This is a genomic window from Flavobacterium sp. NPDC079362 (genome assembly GCF_050267765.1).
GTDB lineage: Bacteria > Bacteroidota > Bacteroidia > Flavobacteriales > Flavobacteriaceae > Flavobacterium > Flavobacterium azizsancarii.
The window spans coordinates 1-17450 of record NZ_JBNNFM010000033.1; the positions used below are offsets into that span (position 1 = coordinate 1).

The 17450-nt window shown below is 33.7% G+C and carries 18 protein-coding genes; all 18 read right to left on the reverse strand.

The window, feature by feature from the left end:
- Nucleotides 1–168: 168 nt before the first annotated feature.
- Entirely contained in the window at nucleotides 169–936 is a 768-nt protein-coding gene (locus tag ACQKCJ_RS20350; protein WP_271337489.1) for a Bax inhibitor-1/YccA family protein, read from the reverse strand.
- Nucleotides 937–1074: 138 nt separating this feature from the next.
- Entirely contained in the window at nucleotides 1075–2466 is a 1392-nt protein-coding gene (locus tag ACQKCJ_RS20355; RefSeq protein ID WP_271337490.1) for an NADH-quinone oxidoreductase subunit N, read from the reverse strand.
- A gap of 153 nt (nucleotides 2467–2619) precedes the next feature.
- The gene (locus tag ACQKCJ_RS20360; RefSeq protein WP_271337491.1) at nucleotides 2620–4059 is read right to left on the reverse strand and encodes a complex I subunit 4 family protein; all 1440 of its coding nucleotides are present in this window, start codon (nucleotides 4057–4059) and stop codon (nucleotides 2620–2622) included.
- Between the two features lie 10 nt (nucleotides 4060–4069).
- Nucleotides 4070–5953 carry an NADH-quinone oxidoreductase subunit L gene (gene nuoL, locus ACQKCJ_RS20365; RefSeq protein ID WP_271337492.1) on the reverse strand — a complete coding sequence of 628 codons (1884 nt, stop codon included), beginning with the start codon at nucleotides 5951–5953 and terminating at the stop codon, nucleotides 4070–4072.
- A gap of 6 nt (nucleotides 5954–5959) precedes the next feature.
- Nucleotides 5960–6280: an NADH-quinone oxidoreductase subunit NuoK gene (gene nuoK / locus ACQKCJ_RS20370; RefSeq protein ID WP_017494599.1), complete on the reverse strand. Its 321-nt coding sequence runs from the start codon at nucleotides 6278–6280 to the stop codon at nucleotides 5960–5962.
- Entirely contained in the window at nucleotides 6280–6819 is a 540-nt protein-coding gene (locus ACQKCJ_RS20375) for an NADH-quinone oxidoreductase subunit J family protein (protein WP_072955492.1), read from the reverse strand. The genes nuoK and ACQKCJ_RS20375 overlap by 1 nt, the downstream gene beginning before the upstream one ends.
- Nucleotides 6820–7365: a NuoI/complex I 23 kDa subunit family protein gene (locus ACQKCJ_RS20380; RefSeq protein ID WP_271337495.1), complete on the reverse strand. Its 546-nt coding sequence runs from the start codon at nucleotides 7363–7365 to the stop codon at nucleotides 6820–6822.
- Between the two features lie 114 nt (nucleotides 7366–7479).
- Nucleotides 7480–8535 carry an NADH-quinone oxidoreductase subunit NuoH gene (gene nuoH, locus ACQKCJ_RS20385; RefSeq protein WP_271337496.1) on the reverse strand — a complete coding sequence of 352 codons (1056 nt, stop codon included), beginning with the start codon at nucleotides 8533–8535 and terminating at the stop codon, nucleotides 7480–7482.
- A 2-nt stretch (nucleotides 8536–8537) separates the two neighbouring features.
- Nucleotides 8538–9569, reverse strand: a complete 1032-nt coding sequence (locus tag ACQKCJ_RS20390; RefSeq protein ID WP_271337497.1) for a 2Fe-2S iron-sulfur cluster-binding protein — start codon at nucleotides 9567–9569, stop codon at nucleotides 8538–8540.
- An 89-nt stretch (nucleotides 9570–9658) separates the two neighbouring features.
- Nucleotides 9659–11029, reverse strand: a complete 1371-nt coding sequence (gene nuoF / locus ACQKCJ_RS20395; protein WP_427402825.1) for an NADH-quinone oxidoreductase subunit NuoF — start codon at nucleotides 11027–11029, stop codon at nucleotides 9659–9661.
- A gap of 1 nt (nucleotide 11030) precedes the next feature.
- A complete protein-coding gene (locus tag ACQKCJ_RS20400) occupies nucleotides 11031–11561 on the reverse strand; it encodes a complex I 24 kDa subunit family protein (RefSeq protein ID WP_072955476.1) in 531 nt (176 codons plus the stop codon).
- 142 nt (nucleotides 11562–11703) lie between these two features.
- The gene (locus tag ACQKCJ_RS20405; protein ID WP_072955473.1) at nucleotides 11704–12942 is read right to left on the reverse strand and encodes an NADH-quinone oxidoreductase subunit D; all 1239 of its coding nucleotides are present in this window, start codon (nucleotides 12940–12942) and stop codon (nucleotides 11704–11706) included.
- Nucleotides 12943–12967: 25 nt separating this feature from the next.
- Nucleotides 12968–13489: an NADH-quinone oxidoreductase subunit C gene (locus ACQKCJ_RS20410; protein WP_427402826.1), complete on the reverse strand. Its 522-nt coding sequence runs from the start codon at nucleotides 13487–13489 to the stop codon at nucleotides 12968–12970.
- A 1-nt stretch (nucleotide 13490) separates the two neighbouring features.
- On the reverse strand, nucleotides 13491–14039 hold the full coding sequence (locus ACQKCJ_RS20415; protein WP_072955467.1) for an NADH-quinone oxidoreductase subunit B: 549 nt from the start codon (nucleotides 14037–14039) through the stop codon (nucleotides 13491–13493).
- A gap of 144 nt (nucleotides 14040–14183) precedes the next feature.
- Nucleotides 14184–14549 carry an NADH-quinone oxidoreductase subunit A gene (locus ACQKCJ_RS20420; protein WP_427402827.1) on the reverse strand — a complete coding sequence of 122 codons (366 nt, stop codon included), beginning with the start codon at nucleotides 14547–14549 and terminating at the stop codon, nucleotides 14184–14186.
- 242 nt (nucleotides 14550–14791) lie between these two features.
- Nucleotides 14792–14986 carry a cold-shock protein gene (locus ACQKCJ_RS20425; protein ID WP_007137066.1) on the reverse strand — a complete coding sequence of 65 codons (195 nt, stop codon included), beginning with the start codon at nucleotides 14984–14986 and terminating at the stop codon, nucleotides 14792–14794.
- 200 nt (nucleotides 14987–15186) lie between these two features.
- Nucleotides 15187–15597 carry a hypothetical protein gene (locus tag ACQKCJ_RS20430; RefSeq protein ID WP_427402828.1) on the reverse strand — a complete coding sequence of 137 codons (411 nt, stop codon included), beginning with the start codon at nucleotides 15595–15597 and terminating at the stop codon, nucleotides 15187–15189.
- A 2-nt stretch (nucleotides 15598–15599) separates the two neighbouring features.
- Nucleotides 15600–17447: a hypothetical protein gene (locus ACQKCJ_RS20435; RefSeq protein ID WP_427402829.1), complete on the reverse strand. Its 1848-nt coding sequence runs from the start codon at nucleotides 17445–17447 to the stop codon at nucleotides 15600–15602.
- Between the last annotated feature and the right edge of the window lie 3 nt (nucleotides 17448–17450).

The window sequence follows — 17450 nt, forward strand, 5'->3', positions numbered from 1 at the left end:
TGCTGTTGAATTAACATCTAAAAAGCCTTATGATTACACCCAAAAGATACAAAAAAAAAGAGTAGAAAACTTTTAGCTTCTACTCCTTTAATTAACAATTATTCCTGAAAAGGACTTTTTCAGTGCCCTCGATTTTTCAAAAGGGCTTTGTAATTATTTAAGAAGTAATTAGTTTTTACTATTTAATTTAGAAAGTAAACGTAAAAATTCAACGTATAACCAAACTAGTGTAATCATAAGTCCCATGGCACCATACCATTCCATGAATTTTGGCATTTTTTCCTGTACACCTTTTTCGATCAAATCGAAGTCTAAAAATAGATTTAAGGCAGCAATGATAATTACAAAAACACTGATTCCAATACTCATCATTCCATTTCCGTAATGAACAGGAGTAAAGTTAAATATCAAAGAAGCTATCCAGGAAATTAAGTAATAAGTTGCTATTGCTAATGTTGCAGCAATTACTACTGATTTAAATTGTTCTGTAACTTTTACAATTTTGAATTTATATAAACCCAGACATACTAGAAATGTTACTAATGTTGCGCTAACAGCATTAACTACAATTCCAGGATACATAGCTTCAAATATTGCAGAAATTCCACCAATAAATAACCCTTCGAATAAGGCATAGCCCGGAGCAAGGTATGGAGAAAGATGTGGTTTGAATGCAGCAATTATAACTAAGATAAATCCAACAATAGCACCTCCAATTGTAGGTAACATTGCATTCATCCCGTTAAATGCCATCCACCATGTAATCATTGCAGATCCGCATAAGATTAAAAACAAAATAGCTGTTTTATTCATAGTACCAGATAAAGTCATTTCTTGATTGTAATCAATAATTTGACCCTGATGTGCTCCTTCAGCTTTTGAAACAGCATTTGATGAAAAACGTTTGTTGCTTAAAAATGGATTTTTAGAATTCATAATATGATTGGTTTTAAAAATTCAAATATAATTGATATTTTTCGATGTGCCCTTAATACTATAGAATTTTAACAATTGATTCCAATAAAAAAGCCATCAATAACAATTGATGGCTTCTATATGAAATATAAAATTATTTTAGTTTAATAAATCCAAAACTAAAGATGGGAATAGACCTAAAATAATATTTAATGTAATTGAGATTACAGCTACTGCATAAATAAGGAAAGGTTTTCCGGTGCGTTCCTGATTTGGCTCTTTAGAATACATAGCTAAGATCAATTTGAAATAATATCCAACACTAATAATAGAGTTGATCACAGCAACAATTACCAAAGCAATATATCCTGCCTGTATAGTTTGATTGAATAAGAATAATTTAGCAAAAAATCCGGAGAAAATCGGAATACCGGCCATAGATAACAATGAACCTGTAAGGATTGCGGCTAATAAGGGATTTGTTTTTCCTAAACCATGAAAATTAGTAATGTCTTCGTTATCCTGATTTTTGCAAACGTATAATACAACACTAAAAGCAGCAATTCCTGCTAATGCGTAAGCAGTAGTATAATATAATAATACACCTGCTGAAGTTGAAACAGTTAACAAAGTCATCAACATAAAACCGGCATGCGAAATTCCTGAGAATGCCAACATACGTTTTACATTTACCTGACGTAGTGCCATTATGTTTCCAACAGTCATAGAAGCAATCGAAATAATTACTACGATGTTTTCAAAAGTTCCTAATAAGTCCTGATTGTCCAGAGAAGGAATAAAATTTAATGCAGCAATTAATTTGTAAAGTGTTGCAATTGCTACAACTTTAGCCAAAGTACTCATTAATGCAGTTGTCAAAGCAGGAGATCCTTCGTAAACATCCGGTGCCCAGAAATGAAACGGAACTGCAGCTACTTTAAATAACATACCAATAATCATTAAAATCATTCCAATAGGAAACCAGATTGGCAATTCGGCAGATAAAGAACTTTCGTGAATTTCTGCAACATCAAAAGTTCCCATTGCTCCGTAAATCAAACAAATTCCAAATAAAATAATTCCTGATGCGAAAGATCCCATCAAAAAGTATTTCATACCGGCTTCGTTACTTTTTAGATTCAAACGATCACTTGCTGCCAAGATGTAAAGTGCGATTGATAAAATTTCTATTCCTAAGAAAAACATTGCTAAGTTTCCAAAAGTAACCATGGCTACGGCTCCAGCTAGTAAAAAAACTTTTATAGCGACAAAATCTGAGATTTTGGTTGGATGATTTTCGTAAAAATTATGGCTTAACGCTACTAAGAATATAGTAAGAACAATAAACAATGATGAAAACGCAGTAGAGAACTTGCTCACTGTGATCATATTATCATGGTAACTTGCTGTTGATCCAAATTCGTAATAGTTGATTGCCAAGACACCTAATAAACCAATAATGGTAATAGGAACTATGGCCTTTCTTAAATTAAGAATTTCAAACAATAGGCAAAAAACACCCAATCCTGTTATAGCTATTAATGTATTCATTTTTGTTTTTTTGATTTAGGAAATCTCAAACTAATGATGCCCTAATTTATTTTTATTTAAAATATATTTAATTTTCCTTTCAGTAATAAATTTAACTTTTTAAGTGTCAGACAAAATCTGAATCAAAAATCGTTAATCTTCTTTCTGAAATCGTTAATTTTTATTGATAACGTTTAGAATAGTTTCTAAACTTGGTGTAATCAAATCTGTAATTGGTTTTGGATAAAATCCGAAGAATATTAAAACCGCAATAATTGCTACGAATGAAATTCCTTCATTTACAGAAACATCTGCAAAAGTTTTAGAATTTGTTTCTCCTAACATTACATTTTGAAACATTTTAAGCATATAATAAGCTCCTAAAATAATAGTTGTTCCGCCTAAGACAGCAAACCAAATATTGATTTGAGAAAGACTATACAAAACTGTAAATTCTCCAACAAAGTTAAAAGTTCCCGGTAAAGCTACTGAAGCCAATACCAAAATTAAAAACATAGAAGTAAATTTTGGAGATTGTGTACGGATACCGCCCAATTCACCAATTTCTCTTGTTTCGAATCTTCTAAAAATAACTTCGGCAGCAAAAAACAATCCTACTACAACAAAACCGTGAGCGATCATTTGCAAAACAGCTCCGCGCAAACCATCAATAGTAAGTGTGTAAGTTCCTGCAGCAATTAATCCAACGTGAGCTAATGAAGAATAAGCCAATAATTTCTTTAAATCCTTTTGTCTTAAAGCTACAATCGATCCGTAAATTACACCGGCAACTCCTAAAGCAATGAAGATATCCATGTACTCTTTTGCTGCTAATGGTGCAATTGGCAACTGCCAACGAATAACACTGTACAATCCCATTTTTAGCATGATACCAGATAAAAGCATAGTTCCAACAGTTGGTGCTTTTTGGTACACATTTGCCTGCCATGTGTGGAAAGGAATAATTGGGATTTTAATAGCATACGCTAAAAAGAAAGCTAAGAATATCCAAAGTTGTTCACTAGCAGATAAATTTAGTTTGTATAAATCTTCGATTAAGAAAGTACCTGCTTTTTGGTATAAGTAGATAAAAGCTACTAACATGAATAACGAACCTGCAAGTGTGTAAATAAAGAATTTAACCACCGCTTTTCTGCGTTCTTCTGCATCGCCATTCCCCCAAATAAGAGCAATAAAGTAAATAGGAATAAGTGCTAATTCCCAGAAAATATAATATAAAAGACCATCTGCCGCAAGGAAAGTTCCTGTCATAGCAAAAGCCATAAATAAAATCAGAGCATAAAAACCTTTTGCATTTTTATAATCGTTCCCGAAAGAAGAAAATATAATGATGGGAGTCAAAGCTGCAGTTAATAGAACCATTGCCATTCCTAATCCATCAGCATTTAAAGCAAATGAAATATTAGGTTTCGTAATCCAGGCTTTTATTAAACTGATGTTTTCGTTTGCATAAAAATGATTTAGCAATACAATTGAACAACCTAAAGCCGCCAAACTAAAGAACAAAGCTACTTTTGATGCTAGTTTGTCACCAGCAAAATAAGTGGCAAATGCACCAATTAAAAGAATAATTAATATAAGAGAAACGTTCATAGTTGTAAAATTATTTAGCTAAAAATATATAGGAAACAATGGCGCAAAGCCCCAAAACAAAAGCAAAAAGGTATAATCCAATACTTCCGTTTTGTAATTTTTTACCTTGAAAAGCGAGTTCATTGGTTACTTTTCCTAATCCAAAAACAAGAGCAGATAAACTGGTCTCAATATAATCCCTGAAAAATCTTGATAGCCCGTTAATAGAGCGAACAAATACGGCATCGTAAATTTCGTCTACATAATATTTGTTGTATAAAACTTTAGTTAAGCCAGTAATATTTTCATCTGCTTCAGGAACATTGTCTTGTTTGAAATATTTAACGTAAGCTATTAAGATACCTAGTAATCCACCCAAAACAGCAACTCCCATTAGAGTATATTCTGTTGTACCTAAATGATGTTCTTCGCCAGCGACTTTTGTGAAAAGTGGAGCTAAATACTCATTTAACCAGCTGTTTCCAGGTAAGCTGATTAGTCCGCCAAAAGTAGCAAGGATTGCCAAAACGATAAGAGGGAAAGTAATTAATCCGTTGCTTTCATGTAAATGATGTTTTTGTTCGTCTGTTCCTCTAAAATCTTTAAAGAAAGTAAGAAACATTAATCTAAACATATAAAAAGCTGTCATGATTGAGGCAACAGAACCAATAACATAAAGTGTTTTACTGTGTTCGAAAGCCGTTAATAAGATTTCGTCTTTAGAGAAAAATCCTGAGAAAAACGGAATTCCTGAAATGGCTAATGATGAAATCATCATTGTCCAGAAAGTGATTGGCATTGCTTTACGCAAACCACCCATTTTACGCATATCTTGTTCTCCGTGCAAACCGTGAATTACAGATCCTGAACCTAAGAACAAACAAGCTTTGAAGAAAGCGTGAGTAATTACGTGAAAAACGGCAACTTCATATGCACCAAGTCCTAATGCTAAAAACATTAATCCTAATTGAGAAACAGTAGAGTAGGCCAATACTTTTTTGATATCTGTCTGTACTAAACCAATTGTTGCAGCTACTAACGAAGTGATCGCTCCAATAACAGCAATTATAGTTTGTACTTCCGGAGCTAAATCAAATACGAAATTCAATCTTGTTACCATAAAGATACCAGCAGTAACCATTGTCGCAGCGTGAATCAATGCAGAAACCGGAGTTGGTCCAGCCATCGCATCAGGTAACCAGGTATATAATGGAATCTGTGCTGATTTACCACAAGCACCAATAAACAAACATAATGCAGCTAATGAAAGCAACGGTACATTTAAGTTTGTTGCTCCTGCGATAGCAGTTTTTAAAGTTGCATAATCTAAAGTAGAGAACATAGAGCCAATAATGAACATTCCGATCAAAAGACCTAAATCTCCAATTCTGTTCATAATAAAAGCTTTTTTCGCTGCATCATTGTAATCCTGGTTTTTATGCCAGAATCCAATTAATAAGTAGGAGCAAAGTCCAACACCTTCCCAACCAATAAATAAAACTAATAAGTTACTTCCAATTACAAGCGTAATCATAAAAAATACGAACAGATTCAAATATGCAAAAAACTTGTGCATATTCTCATCGTCATGCATGTAACTGATAGAGTATAAGTGAATCAATGATCCAATACCGGTTACGAAAAGTAACCAAAGCAATGATAATTGATCTAATAAAAATCCAAGATTAATTTTTATGTTACTGATTTGAATCCAGTCAAATAAAGTAACCTGAAGAGCTTGTTTTGTTTGGCTGATTTGATTGAAAAAGAAAAGCGTAACAGCAAAAGAAACGACTACAGCAGCAGTTCCAATAATTCCTGAAGCGGTTTTTCCTAAGCTTTTGCCAAAGAAAACATTGATTAAAAATCCTAAAAAAGGAGATAAAACTAAAAGTAAAGCTAAATTGGTATCCATTTTTATTTATCCTTTTAAATTTTTTAAATTATCGATACTAATCGAACCTAAATTTCTAAAGATCGAAACTAAAATAGCCAATCCAACTGCAACTTCGGCCGCAGCAACCGCCATCGAAAAGAATACAAAAACTTGCCCTTGTGCATCTTGATGATAAGTCGAAAAAGCAACAAATAAAAGGTTAACAGCATTCAACATGATTTCGATAGACATGAAAACGATAATAGCATTTCGTCTGTACAATACACCAAAAATACCAATACAGAAAAGTACAACACTCAAAAAGATGTAGTTTTCAATACCTATTTGATTTAATATATTACCCATTATTTATTTAATTTTTCTTTTTTAGACAATAGTACACTTCCAATCATCGCTACCAATAGTAAGATGGATGCAAATTCGAACGGAACCATATATTCGTTTAATAATATTTTACCAAGTACTTGAATTGACTGAAAATCTTCGCCTGTTGAATCGTATTCGCCAACAATTGGTTTAGAGTTGATGAAAATTGCAATCAATACAACACAAATCAAACAGAAAGAAACAATTGCTCCTAAACGCGTAATTCTAGGTCGGTGTACTTCACGTTGTTCGTTCAGGTTCATTAACATGATCGTAAACAGGAACAAAATCATAATTGCTCCGGAATAGACTATAATGTGTACAATAGCTAAGAATTGAGCATTTAATAATAAATAATGACCAGCAATTGAGAAAAAACAAATTACTAAATAAATAGCACTATGAATTGGGTTTCTGCTAAAAATGGTCAGGAAAGCGGTAATTACTGTAATAAAAGCTAAGAAACAAAATATTACTTGTACAGTTGTTGCGTGTGCAAAATCAGGAATATGTATCATTTAATTAGCATTATTAAGTTGAGCATTTTTGATTGCCACATCAAGAGGCATCACTAATCTGTCTTTTCCAAAAATGAAATCTTCTCTTTCGTAGCTAGAAGGAACCAACACTTTTGAAGTTGTTAGATAGATGGCATCTTTTGGACATGCTTCCTCACATAAACCACAAAAAATGCAACGTAACATATTGATTTCGTAGATCGAAGCGTATTTTTCTTCTCTGTACAAATGCTTTTCATCTGCTTTACGTTCAGCGGCTTTCATTGTGATCGCTTCAGCTGGACATGATAAAGCACATAATCCGCAAGCGGTACAATTTTCACGACCTTGCTCATCACGTTTCAATTGGTGCTGACCACGATAAACAGGGCTCATCTCACGCACTTGTTCAGGATAGTGAATTGTCACTTTTTTTCTGAATAAATGTTTAAACGTAATTAACAATCCTTTCACAATCGCCACAAGATACATTCGCTCTAAAAAAGTCATCTCTTTGTTTGAGACCATCTTTTTTCTACCCGATAATGATATAGTTTCTATTGACATTTTTTAATGTATGATTTATGATTCGTAATTTGATGGTAATCAAATCGAAAATCTATTTTATTTTTAATTTGAAGCTTCCCGATAACTATCGCAACAGGGTTGGGCTCTCGTTTATTAAAATCCTAAATAAACTGCGATATCATGTCTTAATATAACAATTCCTGTAATCATGATATTAATGATAGAAAGCGGAATCAAAATTTTCCAGCCTAAATTCATTAATTGGTCATATCTAAATCTTGGAATTGTCCAACGTACCCACATATAGAAAAATATGAAGAAACATATTTTAACAAACAATACTGCAATTCCTAAAAGGTTTGCCGGGTTTACTCCTGCGTTTTCTACCATCCAGCTCATTCCCGGATAATTGTATCCTCCAAAGAATAATACAGAGATAATTGTAGCAGAGATAAACATACTCGCGTATTCAGCAAATAAATAGAATCCCATTTTCATTGATGAATATTCTGTATGGTAACCACCAATTAATTCGTTTTCACATTCTGCAAGGTCAAAAGGAGTTCTGTTTGTTTCAGCAAACGAACAAATTAAGAAAATCAGAAAAGATAGTGGCTGGTATAAAACATTCCAGTGCCATTCTGATTGTTGTTCAGAAATAACTTTTAAGCTTAAAGTTCCGGTCATCATCAATAAAGCAATGATTGATAATCCCATGGCAACTTCGTATGAAACCATTTGTGAGGCAGCACGAATTGCTCCCATCAAGGAGAATTTATTGTTTGAAGCCCATCCACCAATCATGATACCATAAACTCCTACTGAAAGTACTCCAAAAATGTATAATATTCCAATATTAATATCGGTTGCCTGCAAATAAACATCACGTCCAAAAATATGTAATTTATCTCCCCAAGGAATTACTGCGCTCGTCATTAAAGCTGTACTCATGGCAATTGCCGGTCCTACAACAAATAAAAATTTGTTAGGTGTATTTGGGAAAAACTCTTCTTTCGAGAATAATTTCATACCATCAGCAAGAGGTTGTAATAAACCACCCCATCCGGCACGGTTAGGCCCTACACGATCCTGAAGATAGGCAGCAACTTTACGTTCAGCCCAGGTAGAATACATCGCCATTATCATTGTTATGGCAAAAACCACAATAATCACAACACTTTTTTCTATAATAAATGTTCCATCTACCATGGCTAAGAATTTTGGTTGTTAGGGGTTAATGGAATTTCAGCCATACTAATTTTTTTACGGTCGATATCTCTTCCTAAAAGGATATTTTTCTCTGTATCGATTTCTACTTTTTCCAGTTTCTGAGTGTAGTTATTTTGGTTAATAACAGAATCTTTTTCAAATTCTCTTGGACCTTCAATAACCCAGTCATTTACATTTTTGTGGTCAAAACGACAGCTGTTGCAAATGAATTCTTCTACTTCATGATACTCGTCTTTACGACCTGTTACACGTTGGATTTCTCCTCCAAACATCCATACAGTTGTTTTTCCACAACATCCCGGAGTTGTACATTCTCTGTGTGCATTGAAAGGTTTGTTGAACCAAACTCTCGATTTAAATCGGAAAGTTTTGTCCGTCAATGCTCCTACAGGACAAACGTCGATCATATTTCCGGAAAACTCATTGTCAATAGCTTTTGAAATTCCGGTTGAAATATTAGCGTGATCACCACGATCTAATACTCCGTGAACTCTGTTGTCTGTCAATTGATCTGCAACTTGTACACATCTTTGGCATAAAATACAACGGTTCATATGTAGTTGAATATGCGGACCAATATCTTCTGGTTCGAATGTTCTTTTTTCTTCAATAAAACGTGACTTAGGATTTCCGTGTTCGAAACTTAAGTTTTGTAAATCACATTCACCTGCCTGATCACAAATAGGGCAATCTAACGGGTGGTTGATCAATAAAAATTCCGTTACAGATTTACGGGCTTCGGTTACACGAGCAGATGATTTGCTGTTCACTTCCATTCCGTCCATACATCCTGTTACACAAGATGCCATCAATTTTGGCATTGGTCTAGGGTCAGCTTCACTTCCTTTTGCAACTTCAACTAAACAACAACGACATTTACCGCCACTGCCTTTTAATTTTGAGTAATAGCACATGGCTGGCGGAACCAAATCTCCTCCAATCATACGTGCAGCCTGCAGGATCGTTGTTCCTGGCTCTACGTCTATACTTTGACCGTCTATGGTTACTTTCATAATCAAATTTTGTTTCAGGTTTAAAGTTTCAAGTTATTTGAATACTTTAATCTTAATGTTTTTAGTTTTCTATACTTTGAAAACTGTATTTATGCGATTACTTTACCGCCTACCAAATGTTTTACTTGCGAAAAAGGCTCGGCAACAAAGTGATCTCTGTTTTTTATTTTTTCAGGGAAACGAACGTGGTATTCAAACTCATCTCTAAAATGGCGTATCGCTGCTGCTACTGGCCATGCTGCTGCATCGCCAAGCGGGCAAATTGTATTTCCTTCAATTTTACTTTGAATGCTCCACAATAATTCGATATCTTCCTCACGGCCCTGACCGTTTTCGATTCTCCATAATATTTTTTCTAACCAACCGGTTCCTTCACGACAAGGTGTACATTGTCCGCAAGATTCATGGTGATAGAAACGAGAGAAATTCCAGGTGTTTCTCACGATACATGCTGTATCGTTGTAAACAATAAATCCTCCTGAACCTAACATAGATCCGGTAGCAAAACCACCATCACTTAAAGATTCGTAAGACATTAATCTGTCTTCGCCATTTGCTGTCTTGAAAATTAATTCAGCCGGTAAAATTGGTACTGAAGATCCTCCCGGAACAAATGCTTTCAAAGGTCTGCTCGAAGACATTCCTCCTAAATACTCATCAGAATTCATGAATTCGTCAACACTTAATCCTAATTCAATTTCGTATACGCCCGGATTTTTTATGTGTCCTGAAGCAGAGATTAATTTAGTTCCTGTTGAACGACCAATACCTATTTTTGCATAATCATCACCAGAGTTATTGATAATCCATGGCACAGTGGCAATAGTTTCAACATTGTTTACTACGGTTGGGTTTGCCCAAAGTCCTGAAACAGCCGGGAATGGCGGTTTAATACGAGGGTTTCCTCTTTTACCTTCTAATGATTCTATAAGTGCAGTTTCTTCTCCGCAGATATAAGCACCAGCTCCACAGTGAACATACAATTCTAAATCGTAACCTGTACCTAATATATTTTTTCCTAACCAACCGGCAGCTTTAGCTTCGGCGATTGCTCTTTCTAATATTTTGAAAACCCACATATATTCTCCACGAATGTAGATGTATGATAGGTTAGCGCCTAAGGCAAAACTTGAAGTAATCATTCCTTCGATCAATAAGTGAGGAATATATTCCATCAAATAACGATCTTTGAAAGTTCCTGGTTCAGATTCGTCAGCGTTGCAAACTAAATGTCTTGGTTTTCCTGATTTTTTATCAATAAAACTCCATTTCATTCCTGCCGGGAAACCTGCGCCACCACGACCACGAAGACCTGATTTTTTTACTTCTTCAACAACTTCGTCCGGCGTAAGCGTTTTCAAAGCTTTTTCTACAGATGCATAACCTCCATTTTGGCGGTATACTTCGTAGGTTTTGATTCCTGGAACATTGATTTTGTCTAATAATATTTTCTTTGACATCTTATTTATCGTGTAATATTATTTTATCATCTCTACAATCAGCGATTAACTGATCGATTTTTTCTTCTGTCAATTTTTCTTTGTAGAAATCGCCTAATTGCAACATCGGAGCGTATCCGCATGCCCCTAAACATTCTACACCGGCAATGGTAAACATTCCGTCCGGAGTTGTTTCGCCCATTTTAATGCCTAATTTTTCAGAAGTATAATCCATTAAATTTTCAGCACCATTTAAACAACAACAAGAAGTCTGGCAAAATTCAAACATGTATTTTCCAATTGGTTTTTGGTTGTACATGGTATAAAAAGTAACCACTTCATAAACCTCAATTGGTTTTATATGCAAAATTTCGGCAACTTTATCCTGCAACTCGATACTTAACCAGTTATCATGCGCATCTTGTACTTCGTGCAAAACAGGCAATAGGGCTGATTTTCTTTTGTCTTCAGGATAATGACTGATCAATTCATTGATGCGGTTCATCAATGCTTCTGTCATGTTTATTTCTTGTTTGTAATGTTTTCTTTCCATTCTTAATTTTAGATTTTAGATTTCTGATTTTAGATTTTTCAATCTGCCATCTATAACCTACATTCTGCAATCCTTTTTTTATTTTAGATTTCTGATTTTAAATTTTTCAATCTTCAATCGACATTCTAAAATCTGCATTTTTTTATGCGTCTAATTCTCCTGCAATAACATTTAAACTTGATAGAATAACAATTGCATCAGATAATAAAGAGCCTTTGATCATTTCCGGATATGCCTGGTAATAAATAAAACAAGGTCTTCTGAAATGTAATCTATATGGAGTTCTGCTTCCGTCAGTAACTAAATAGAATCCTAATTCTCCGTTTCCGCCTTCAACAGCATGATAAATTTCTGCAACTGGAACGGGAACTTCTCCCATAACAATTTTAAAGTGATAAATTAATGATTCCATAGAAGTGTAAACGTCTTCTTTTGGAGGAAGGTAATAATCCGGAACTTCTGCATGATATTCATTTCCGGCAGGCATTTTATCTAAAGCCTGACGAATAATGCTTAAACTTTCGCGAACTTCTGCATTACGAACGCAAAAACGATCGTAAGTATCACCTGATTTTCCAACAGGAACAATAAAGTCGAAATCTTCGTATGATGAATAAGGATGCGCTACACGTACGTCGTAATCAACTCCTGCAGCACGTAAATTTGGACCTGTAAATCCGTAAGCCATTGCTTGCTCTGCTGAGATTGCACCTACGTCTACAGTTCTGTCAAGGAAAATTCTGTTTCTTTCGAATAAGTTTTCAAATTCTTGCCAAGCGACAGGAAAATCTCTTAAAAATACATCTAGTTTGCGGAATGCTTCTGGTGACCAATCTCTTTCGAAACCACCAATTCTTCCCATATTTGTTGTTAGACGAGCACCACAAATTTCTTCGTAGATTTCGTAAACTTTTTCTCTAAATTGAAATACATACAAGAAACCAGTGTAAGCACCTGTATCAACACCAAGAATAGAATTACAAATCAAGTGATCTGTAATACGTGCCAACTCCATTACGATAACTCTTAAATACTGCGCTCTTTTAGGAACTTCGATATTTAATAGTTTCTCTAAAGTCATCCACCATCCCATATTGTTAATAGGAGAGGAGCAATAGTTCATACGGTCTGTAAGAGGTGTGATCTGGTAAAAAGGACGATTTTCGGCAATTTTCTCGAAAGCTCTGTGTATGTAACCAATGGTTGGTTCAGCTTCAAGAATTCTCTCACCATCCATTAACAGGATGTTTTGAAAAATACCGTGAGTGGCCGGGTGTGTTGGACCTAAATTCAATACTGAAAGCTCGCTTCCGTCTTCGTTTAGTTTATCCTTAACTATTTTAGCATAGCGATGCTCTGGTGGTAATAATAGTTCTGACATTTTATAATGTTGAATTATTTATTTTTTAGCAATTTGTTGTTGTTCTTCCAAAGAATCTGTCATCCTTATCAGTTCTTCCGCTGTCTTCCATTGGGAATTCTTTACGCATTGGGAACGATATCATCTCATCCATATTCAGGATACGTTTTAATTGCGGATGTCCAATAAAGTCAATCCCAAAGAAATCGTATGTTTCTCTTTCCATCCAGTTTGAACTTAAGAAAATATTTGAAATGGTTTTTATTTCCGGTTTTTCTCCGTTTAGGAACACTTTTATTCTAATACGTTTGTTTTCGTACCAATTGTGCATATGGTAAACTATGGCATACTGACGATCTGTTTCGTTGTCTGGATAGTGAACACCGCATAAATCGGTTAAAAAGTGAAAACGCAGATCAGAATCGTTTTTCAAAAAAAGAATTAAAGCTGTGATCTTGTCAGCAGAAGTTTCCAGTGAAAAAACATCTCTCTCTTCGTGAAAGTTAAAAACACTTGTGTCAAATGTTTCTGTAAGTTTATTTTGTATCAGGGTATTTTCTAAAGCCATCTTATGAAATATTATATGAAGCTAATAATTCTTGGTATTCTGGTGAGCTTCTGCGTCTAACAGATTCGCTTCTTACCAATTCTTGAAGTTTCATAACTCCATCAACAATTTGTTCTGGTCTTGGCGGGCATCCTGGTACGTAAACGTCAACAGGGATTACTTTGTCAATTCCTTGTAAAACTGAATAGGTGTCAAAAATTCCACCTGATGAAGCACAAGCTCCAACGGCAATTACCCAGCGAGGTTCTGCCATTTGTTCGTAAACTTGTCTTAAAATAGGGGCCATTTTTTTAGAAATAGTTCCCATTACTAATAACATATCTGCCTGACGAGGAGAAAAACTCACACGCTCAGATCCAAAACGTGCTAAATCGTAGTGTGAAGCCATTGTTGCCATAAACTCAATTCCGCAACAAGAAGTTGCAAAAGGCAATGGCCAAAGAGAATTCGCACGTGCCATACCCACAACATCATTTAGTTTTGTAGCGAAAAAACCTTCGCCAACAACACCTTCAGGAGGGGCTACCATATTTACTTTTGAATCGCTCATTTTTATTTTAGATTTCTGATTTTAGATTTTAGATTTGGATAATCTTAAAAGGTAAAATCAATTTTTTAAATCAGTATATTAATTCGGGAAGATTAAATCTTAAATTGTAATTCTAAAATCACCAATCTAAAATCTAAAATCATTTTATTCCCACTCTAATGCTTTTTTCTTGATGATGTAGAAAAAGCCAACTAAAAGAAGTGACATAAATACGATCATCTTTAGCATTCCTTCTATGCCAAGATCTTTGAAGTTTACAGCCCAAGGATAAAGGAATATTACCTCTACATCAAACAATACAAATAAAATAGCAACTAAGAAGTATTTTACTGAAAAAGGAACACGGGCATTACCAACAGATTCGATACCGCATTCGAAGTTTTTATCTTTAACCTCAGAGGTTCTTTTTGGTCCTAATTTTCCAGAAATAATAATAGTTCCTACCACAAAACCAACTGCTAAAATAGCCTGCATTAAAATAGGAATGTAATTGTATTGATCAGATTGCATAATCTTAGGTTTTTTACTTAAAGAATAAGTCACAAAGATAACTTTCAACTCTGTAAATCACAAACTAAAAAATGATTTAAGTGTGCTGTTCAAGGGTGTTTGCGGGTAATTTTTATTGATTATAAATAACAGTAAGCTATTTTATGTTTTTTTTAAGATTTGAGCAAAAAAAAACGTTTCGAAATAAATCGAAACGTTTTTAAACCATTCAGAGGCAAAAAAAATAAATTGCTATATTTTTCTTAGATTACTGCTACTTTAGCAGCAACTTTCCCTTTTCTTCCTTCTTCTTCTTCGTAGCTTACACGGTCACCTTCGCGTAATTCTTCCGCGTTAATTCCTGAAGCGTGAACGAAGATATCTTTTCCTGTTTCTTCGTCTGTAATGAATCCATAACCTTTAGATTCATTGAAAAATTTTACTGTACCTGTACGCATTGTAATTGTAATAATAATTTATAATGAAGCAAATGTAAGATATAAATTCATACAAAAGACAATAAGCTGTTAATTTTTTGTAAAAATTATTGATTCACAGGGTTTTCGCTATTTATTTTGCATCAATTTTGATCTGGATACGCTTTATTTGAGAATCATCATGTATTGTGGGAATAATCTTCAGACTTGTTGTCTTTTTATTATTTGTAATTTATGTAAAGTCGTGTTGTACAGGTTGCAACGGTATAATCTGAGATGTAAACTTTCTCTTTTTCAATTATTGCGGTATTAGGAGGAATAATCGACCATATTGTCTTCTCTTTTGCTATTTCCCGACCGTCTTTCATTTTGAGAATAAAAAACAATTTGTAAGTCTTGAGTTTCTTGTCGAAAGCATTCAATTTTGAATTATTCTTTAACTCATATTCAATTTCGACTTCTTTATTGTTGTTTTTTTCTGAAAAGCCTATTGTCTTAACTTGTAAGTTAAAATCTCTTTCCTGGTCATCGGCATTCTGCCTCGTAAAAGAGTCGTCTTTTACAGTAGTACTGGGTACAAATGCACAGCTGTTTAAAATGAAAATTATAGAGATTAAAAGCAATTTTTTCATAGCTATTTAGAATAAAGCATTAAAAGTCTCAAAATTGAATCGCTATTGTATTGATTTTTGAATTTAATATTTACGTTTTCGATTTTTTCTCTGGATAATGGCATGTAAAACGAATACATAATTTCATCGAATTTTATAACTTCTTTATCGTGGAGATTTTTAAAAACGGCACTTCCCATTAAGTTGTTAAATGTTTTTTTGTATTGTTTAAAAAGGGTTTGATAAATTTTTGGATGGTTTTTATAGTCACTATGCCCTTCTGTTGTGAGTTCATCTGCTAAAAAGCCCAAATACGGAAGGTCTAGAAGAGCCTGGTCCTGAGTAATAAAAACCATATTGGTCAATGCTTTTAGGTCTTCTTTTTTGCTTGTGCCGGGATAATGGGCTAAAAAATCCTGCATTTTAACAATTGTTTTAAAAAGATCTGAGTAACGGCCTTCTTTGTTTTTTTCTTGAGATTGTTCTAGTCGTTTGTATAATACATCTGTTAAATCATGGATTTTATTGGAAGCGGTTAAAATGGTCTTTTTTTCTTCTATGTTAAAATTTTTCAGATCAGCAACCAGTAATTCTTTACTTAGATCATTATAATGTTTTGTAAGGTTGAAAAAATAGTCATCTGTATTTTTAAAAAACAGACTTTTATCCTCTTCTTTTTCATTAAAATCATTGACTACGCTCAACAGGAAATCATAAAATTTAGAACATGCTAAAACCTGATAAATTACTTCAACACGGTTTTTTCTGATTGCAATTTCTTGCTCTGAAACATTACTGTTTATAAGAAGTTTTCCTTTTTGATTGCAAAAATAGACAGCATCAAAATTTTGTTTTTTCGAAAAATCATTATTTTCGAAGTCAATAAAAGGTTTGCCTTCGGAATTTAATAAAAAGGACAAATCCTTGATTTTTTTCTCAGGCATTTCTGCTAAATACCTGTAGTTTTTATTGTAATCAACAAGTAAAGCTTTGTCTTTGAATTCGATTGCTTTTGCGTTATTTCCCAAGGCATAATAGCTTGTTGAAATATTGGCCATTAAAGCCCAATAAATCTTTTTGGTTTTTTTATCATTATAATCGTATTTAGAAACTTCAGTTTCCCAAAATTGTATTTTTTCTAAAAGCAGATTTTTAATTTTAATATAATTCTCTTCGTTGTCTTCTAGTTTTCTTGTAATTTCAAGTGCATCGACAGATTTATTTATTTGTTCAAGATCATCGTCTTTGAATTTGTATAAGGGCAGTGTTTCTTCTATTCGGCTAAAATCAATAGTTTCTTTAATTTCTTTAAAGAAATTATATAAAACGGTATTGGCATAAATGTCACGACAATTTTGGTCAATTGTTATACTATTTTTTTTTAGAAGTTGCTGTACCTGGCTGTTGGCAATTTCCTCTGTTTTAATACTGAAATTGTTATAAGTACTTACCTCTGAAACGGATTGAGAATAGTTAAAATCTTTGCTATAAACGATTTCGTTTTTTTGCTTAATGGTAAAGTTTAATTTTGAAGAAAAGATAATTTTTCCAATATAACTAATATCATTAATGTTATTGATTTTTACTACGGTTGCATTAAGCTCGGTACTTATGGGTTGTATATACAATAAATAGTCGCTCTTTTCGGGAGCGACTATTTGCAGGTTTCTTAAGTTAAGATTTTTGATTGCGTATGCAGAGACTTGATTGTCTATTACGCTATTGTTTGATGGATCTTCGATGATCACACCAATTGTATTGCTTTCTATTTTTATTTTTGGATATTTCCAGTCGTAAAATGAATATAAAACTTGTTTTGGACTCTGGGCATATAAGTTTATTGCGAAAAGCAGCAAAATCAGTTTTTTCATAAT

Bases quoted from the DNA above. Each gene is read 5' to 3' on its own strand.
- ACQKCJ_RS20410 (WP_427402826.1), bottom strand. From the start codon at position 13,489: ATGGCTTTAGAAAATACCCTGATACAAAATAAACTTACAGAAACATTT.
- ACQKCJ_RS20400 (WP_072955476.1), bottom strand. From the start codon at position 11,561: ATGGAAAGAAAACATTACAAACAAGAAATAAACATGACAGAAGCATTG.
- ACQKCJ_RS20415 (WP_072955467.1), bottom strand. From the start codon at position 14,039: ATGAGCGATTCAAAAGTAAATATGGTAGCCCCTCCTGAAGGTGTTGTT.
- ACQKCJ_RS20390 (WP_271337497.1), bottom strand. From the start codon at position 9,569: ATGAAAGTAACCATAGACGGTCAAAGTATAGACGTAGAGCCAGGAACA.
- ACQKCJ_RS20430 (WP_427402828.1), bottom strand. From the start codon at position 15,597: ATGAAAAAATTGCTTTTAATCTCTATAATTTTCATTTTAAACAGCTGT.
- ACQKCJ_RS20355 (WP_271337490.1), bottom strand. From the start codon at position 2,466: ATGAATACATTAATAGCTATAACAGGATTGGGTGTTTTTTGCCTATTG.
- ACQKCJ_RS20405 (WP_072955473.1), bottom strand. From the start codon at position 12,942: ATGTCAGAACTATTATTACCACCAGAGCATCGCTATGCTAAAATAGTT.
- ACQKCJ_RS20360 (WP_271337491.1), bottom strand. From the start codon at position 4,059: ATGAACGTTTCTCTTATATTAATTATTCTTTTAATTGGTGCATTTGCC.
- nuoK (WP_017494599.1), bottom strand. From the start codon at position 6,280: ATGGGTAATATATTAAATCAAATAGGTATTGAAAACTACATCTTTTTG.
- ACQKCJ_RS20375 (WP_072955492.1), bottom strand. From the start codon at position 6,819: ATGATACATATTCCTGATTTTGCACACGCAACAACTGTACAAGTAATA.
- nuoL (WP_271337492.1), bottom strand. From the start codon at position 5,953: ATGGATACCAATTTAGCTTTACTTTTAGTTTTATCTCCTTTTTTAGGA.
- nuoH (WP_271337496.1), bottom strand. From the start codon at position 8,535: ATGGTAGATGGAACATTTATTATAGAAAAAAGTGTTGTGATTATTGTG.
- ACQKCJ_RS20380 (WP_271337495.1), bottom strand. From the start codon at position 7,365: ATGTCAATAGAAACTATATCATTATCGGGTAGAAAAAAGATGGTCTCA.
- nuoF (WP_427402825.1), bottom strand. From the start codon at position 11,029: ATGTCAAAGAAAATATTATTAGACAAAATCAATGTTCCAGGAATCAAA.
- ACQKCJ_RS20435 (WP_427402829.1), bottom strand. From the start codon at position 17,447: ATGAAAAAACTGATTTTGCTGCTTTTCGCAATAAACTTATATGCCCAG.
- ACQKCJ_RS20350 (WP_271337489.1), bottom strand. From the start codon at position 936: ATGAATTCTAAAAATCCATTTTTAAGCAACAAACGTTTTTCATCAAAT.
- ACQKCJ_RS20425 (WP_007137066.1), bottom strand. From the start codon at position 14,986: ATGCGTACAGGTACAGTAAAATTTTTCAATGAATCTAAAGGTTATGGA.
- ACQKCJ_RS20420 (WP_427402827.1), bottom strand. From the start codon at position 14,549: ATGCAATCTGATCAATACAATTACATTCCTATTTTAATGCAGGCTATT.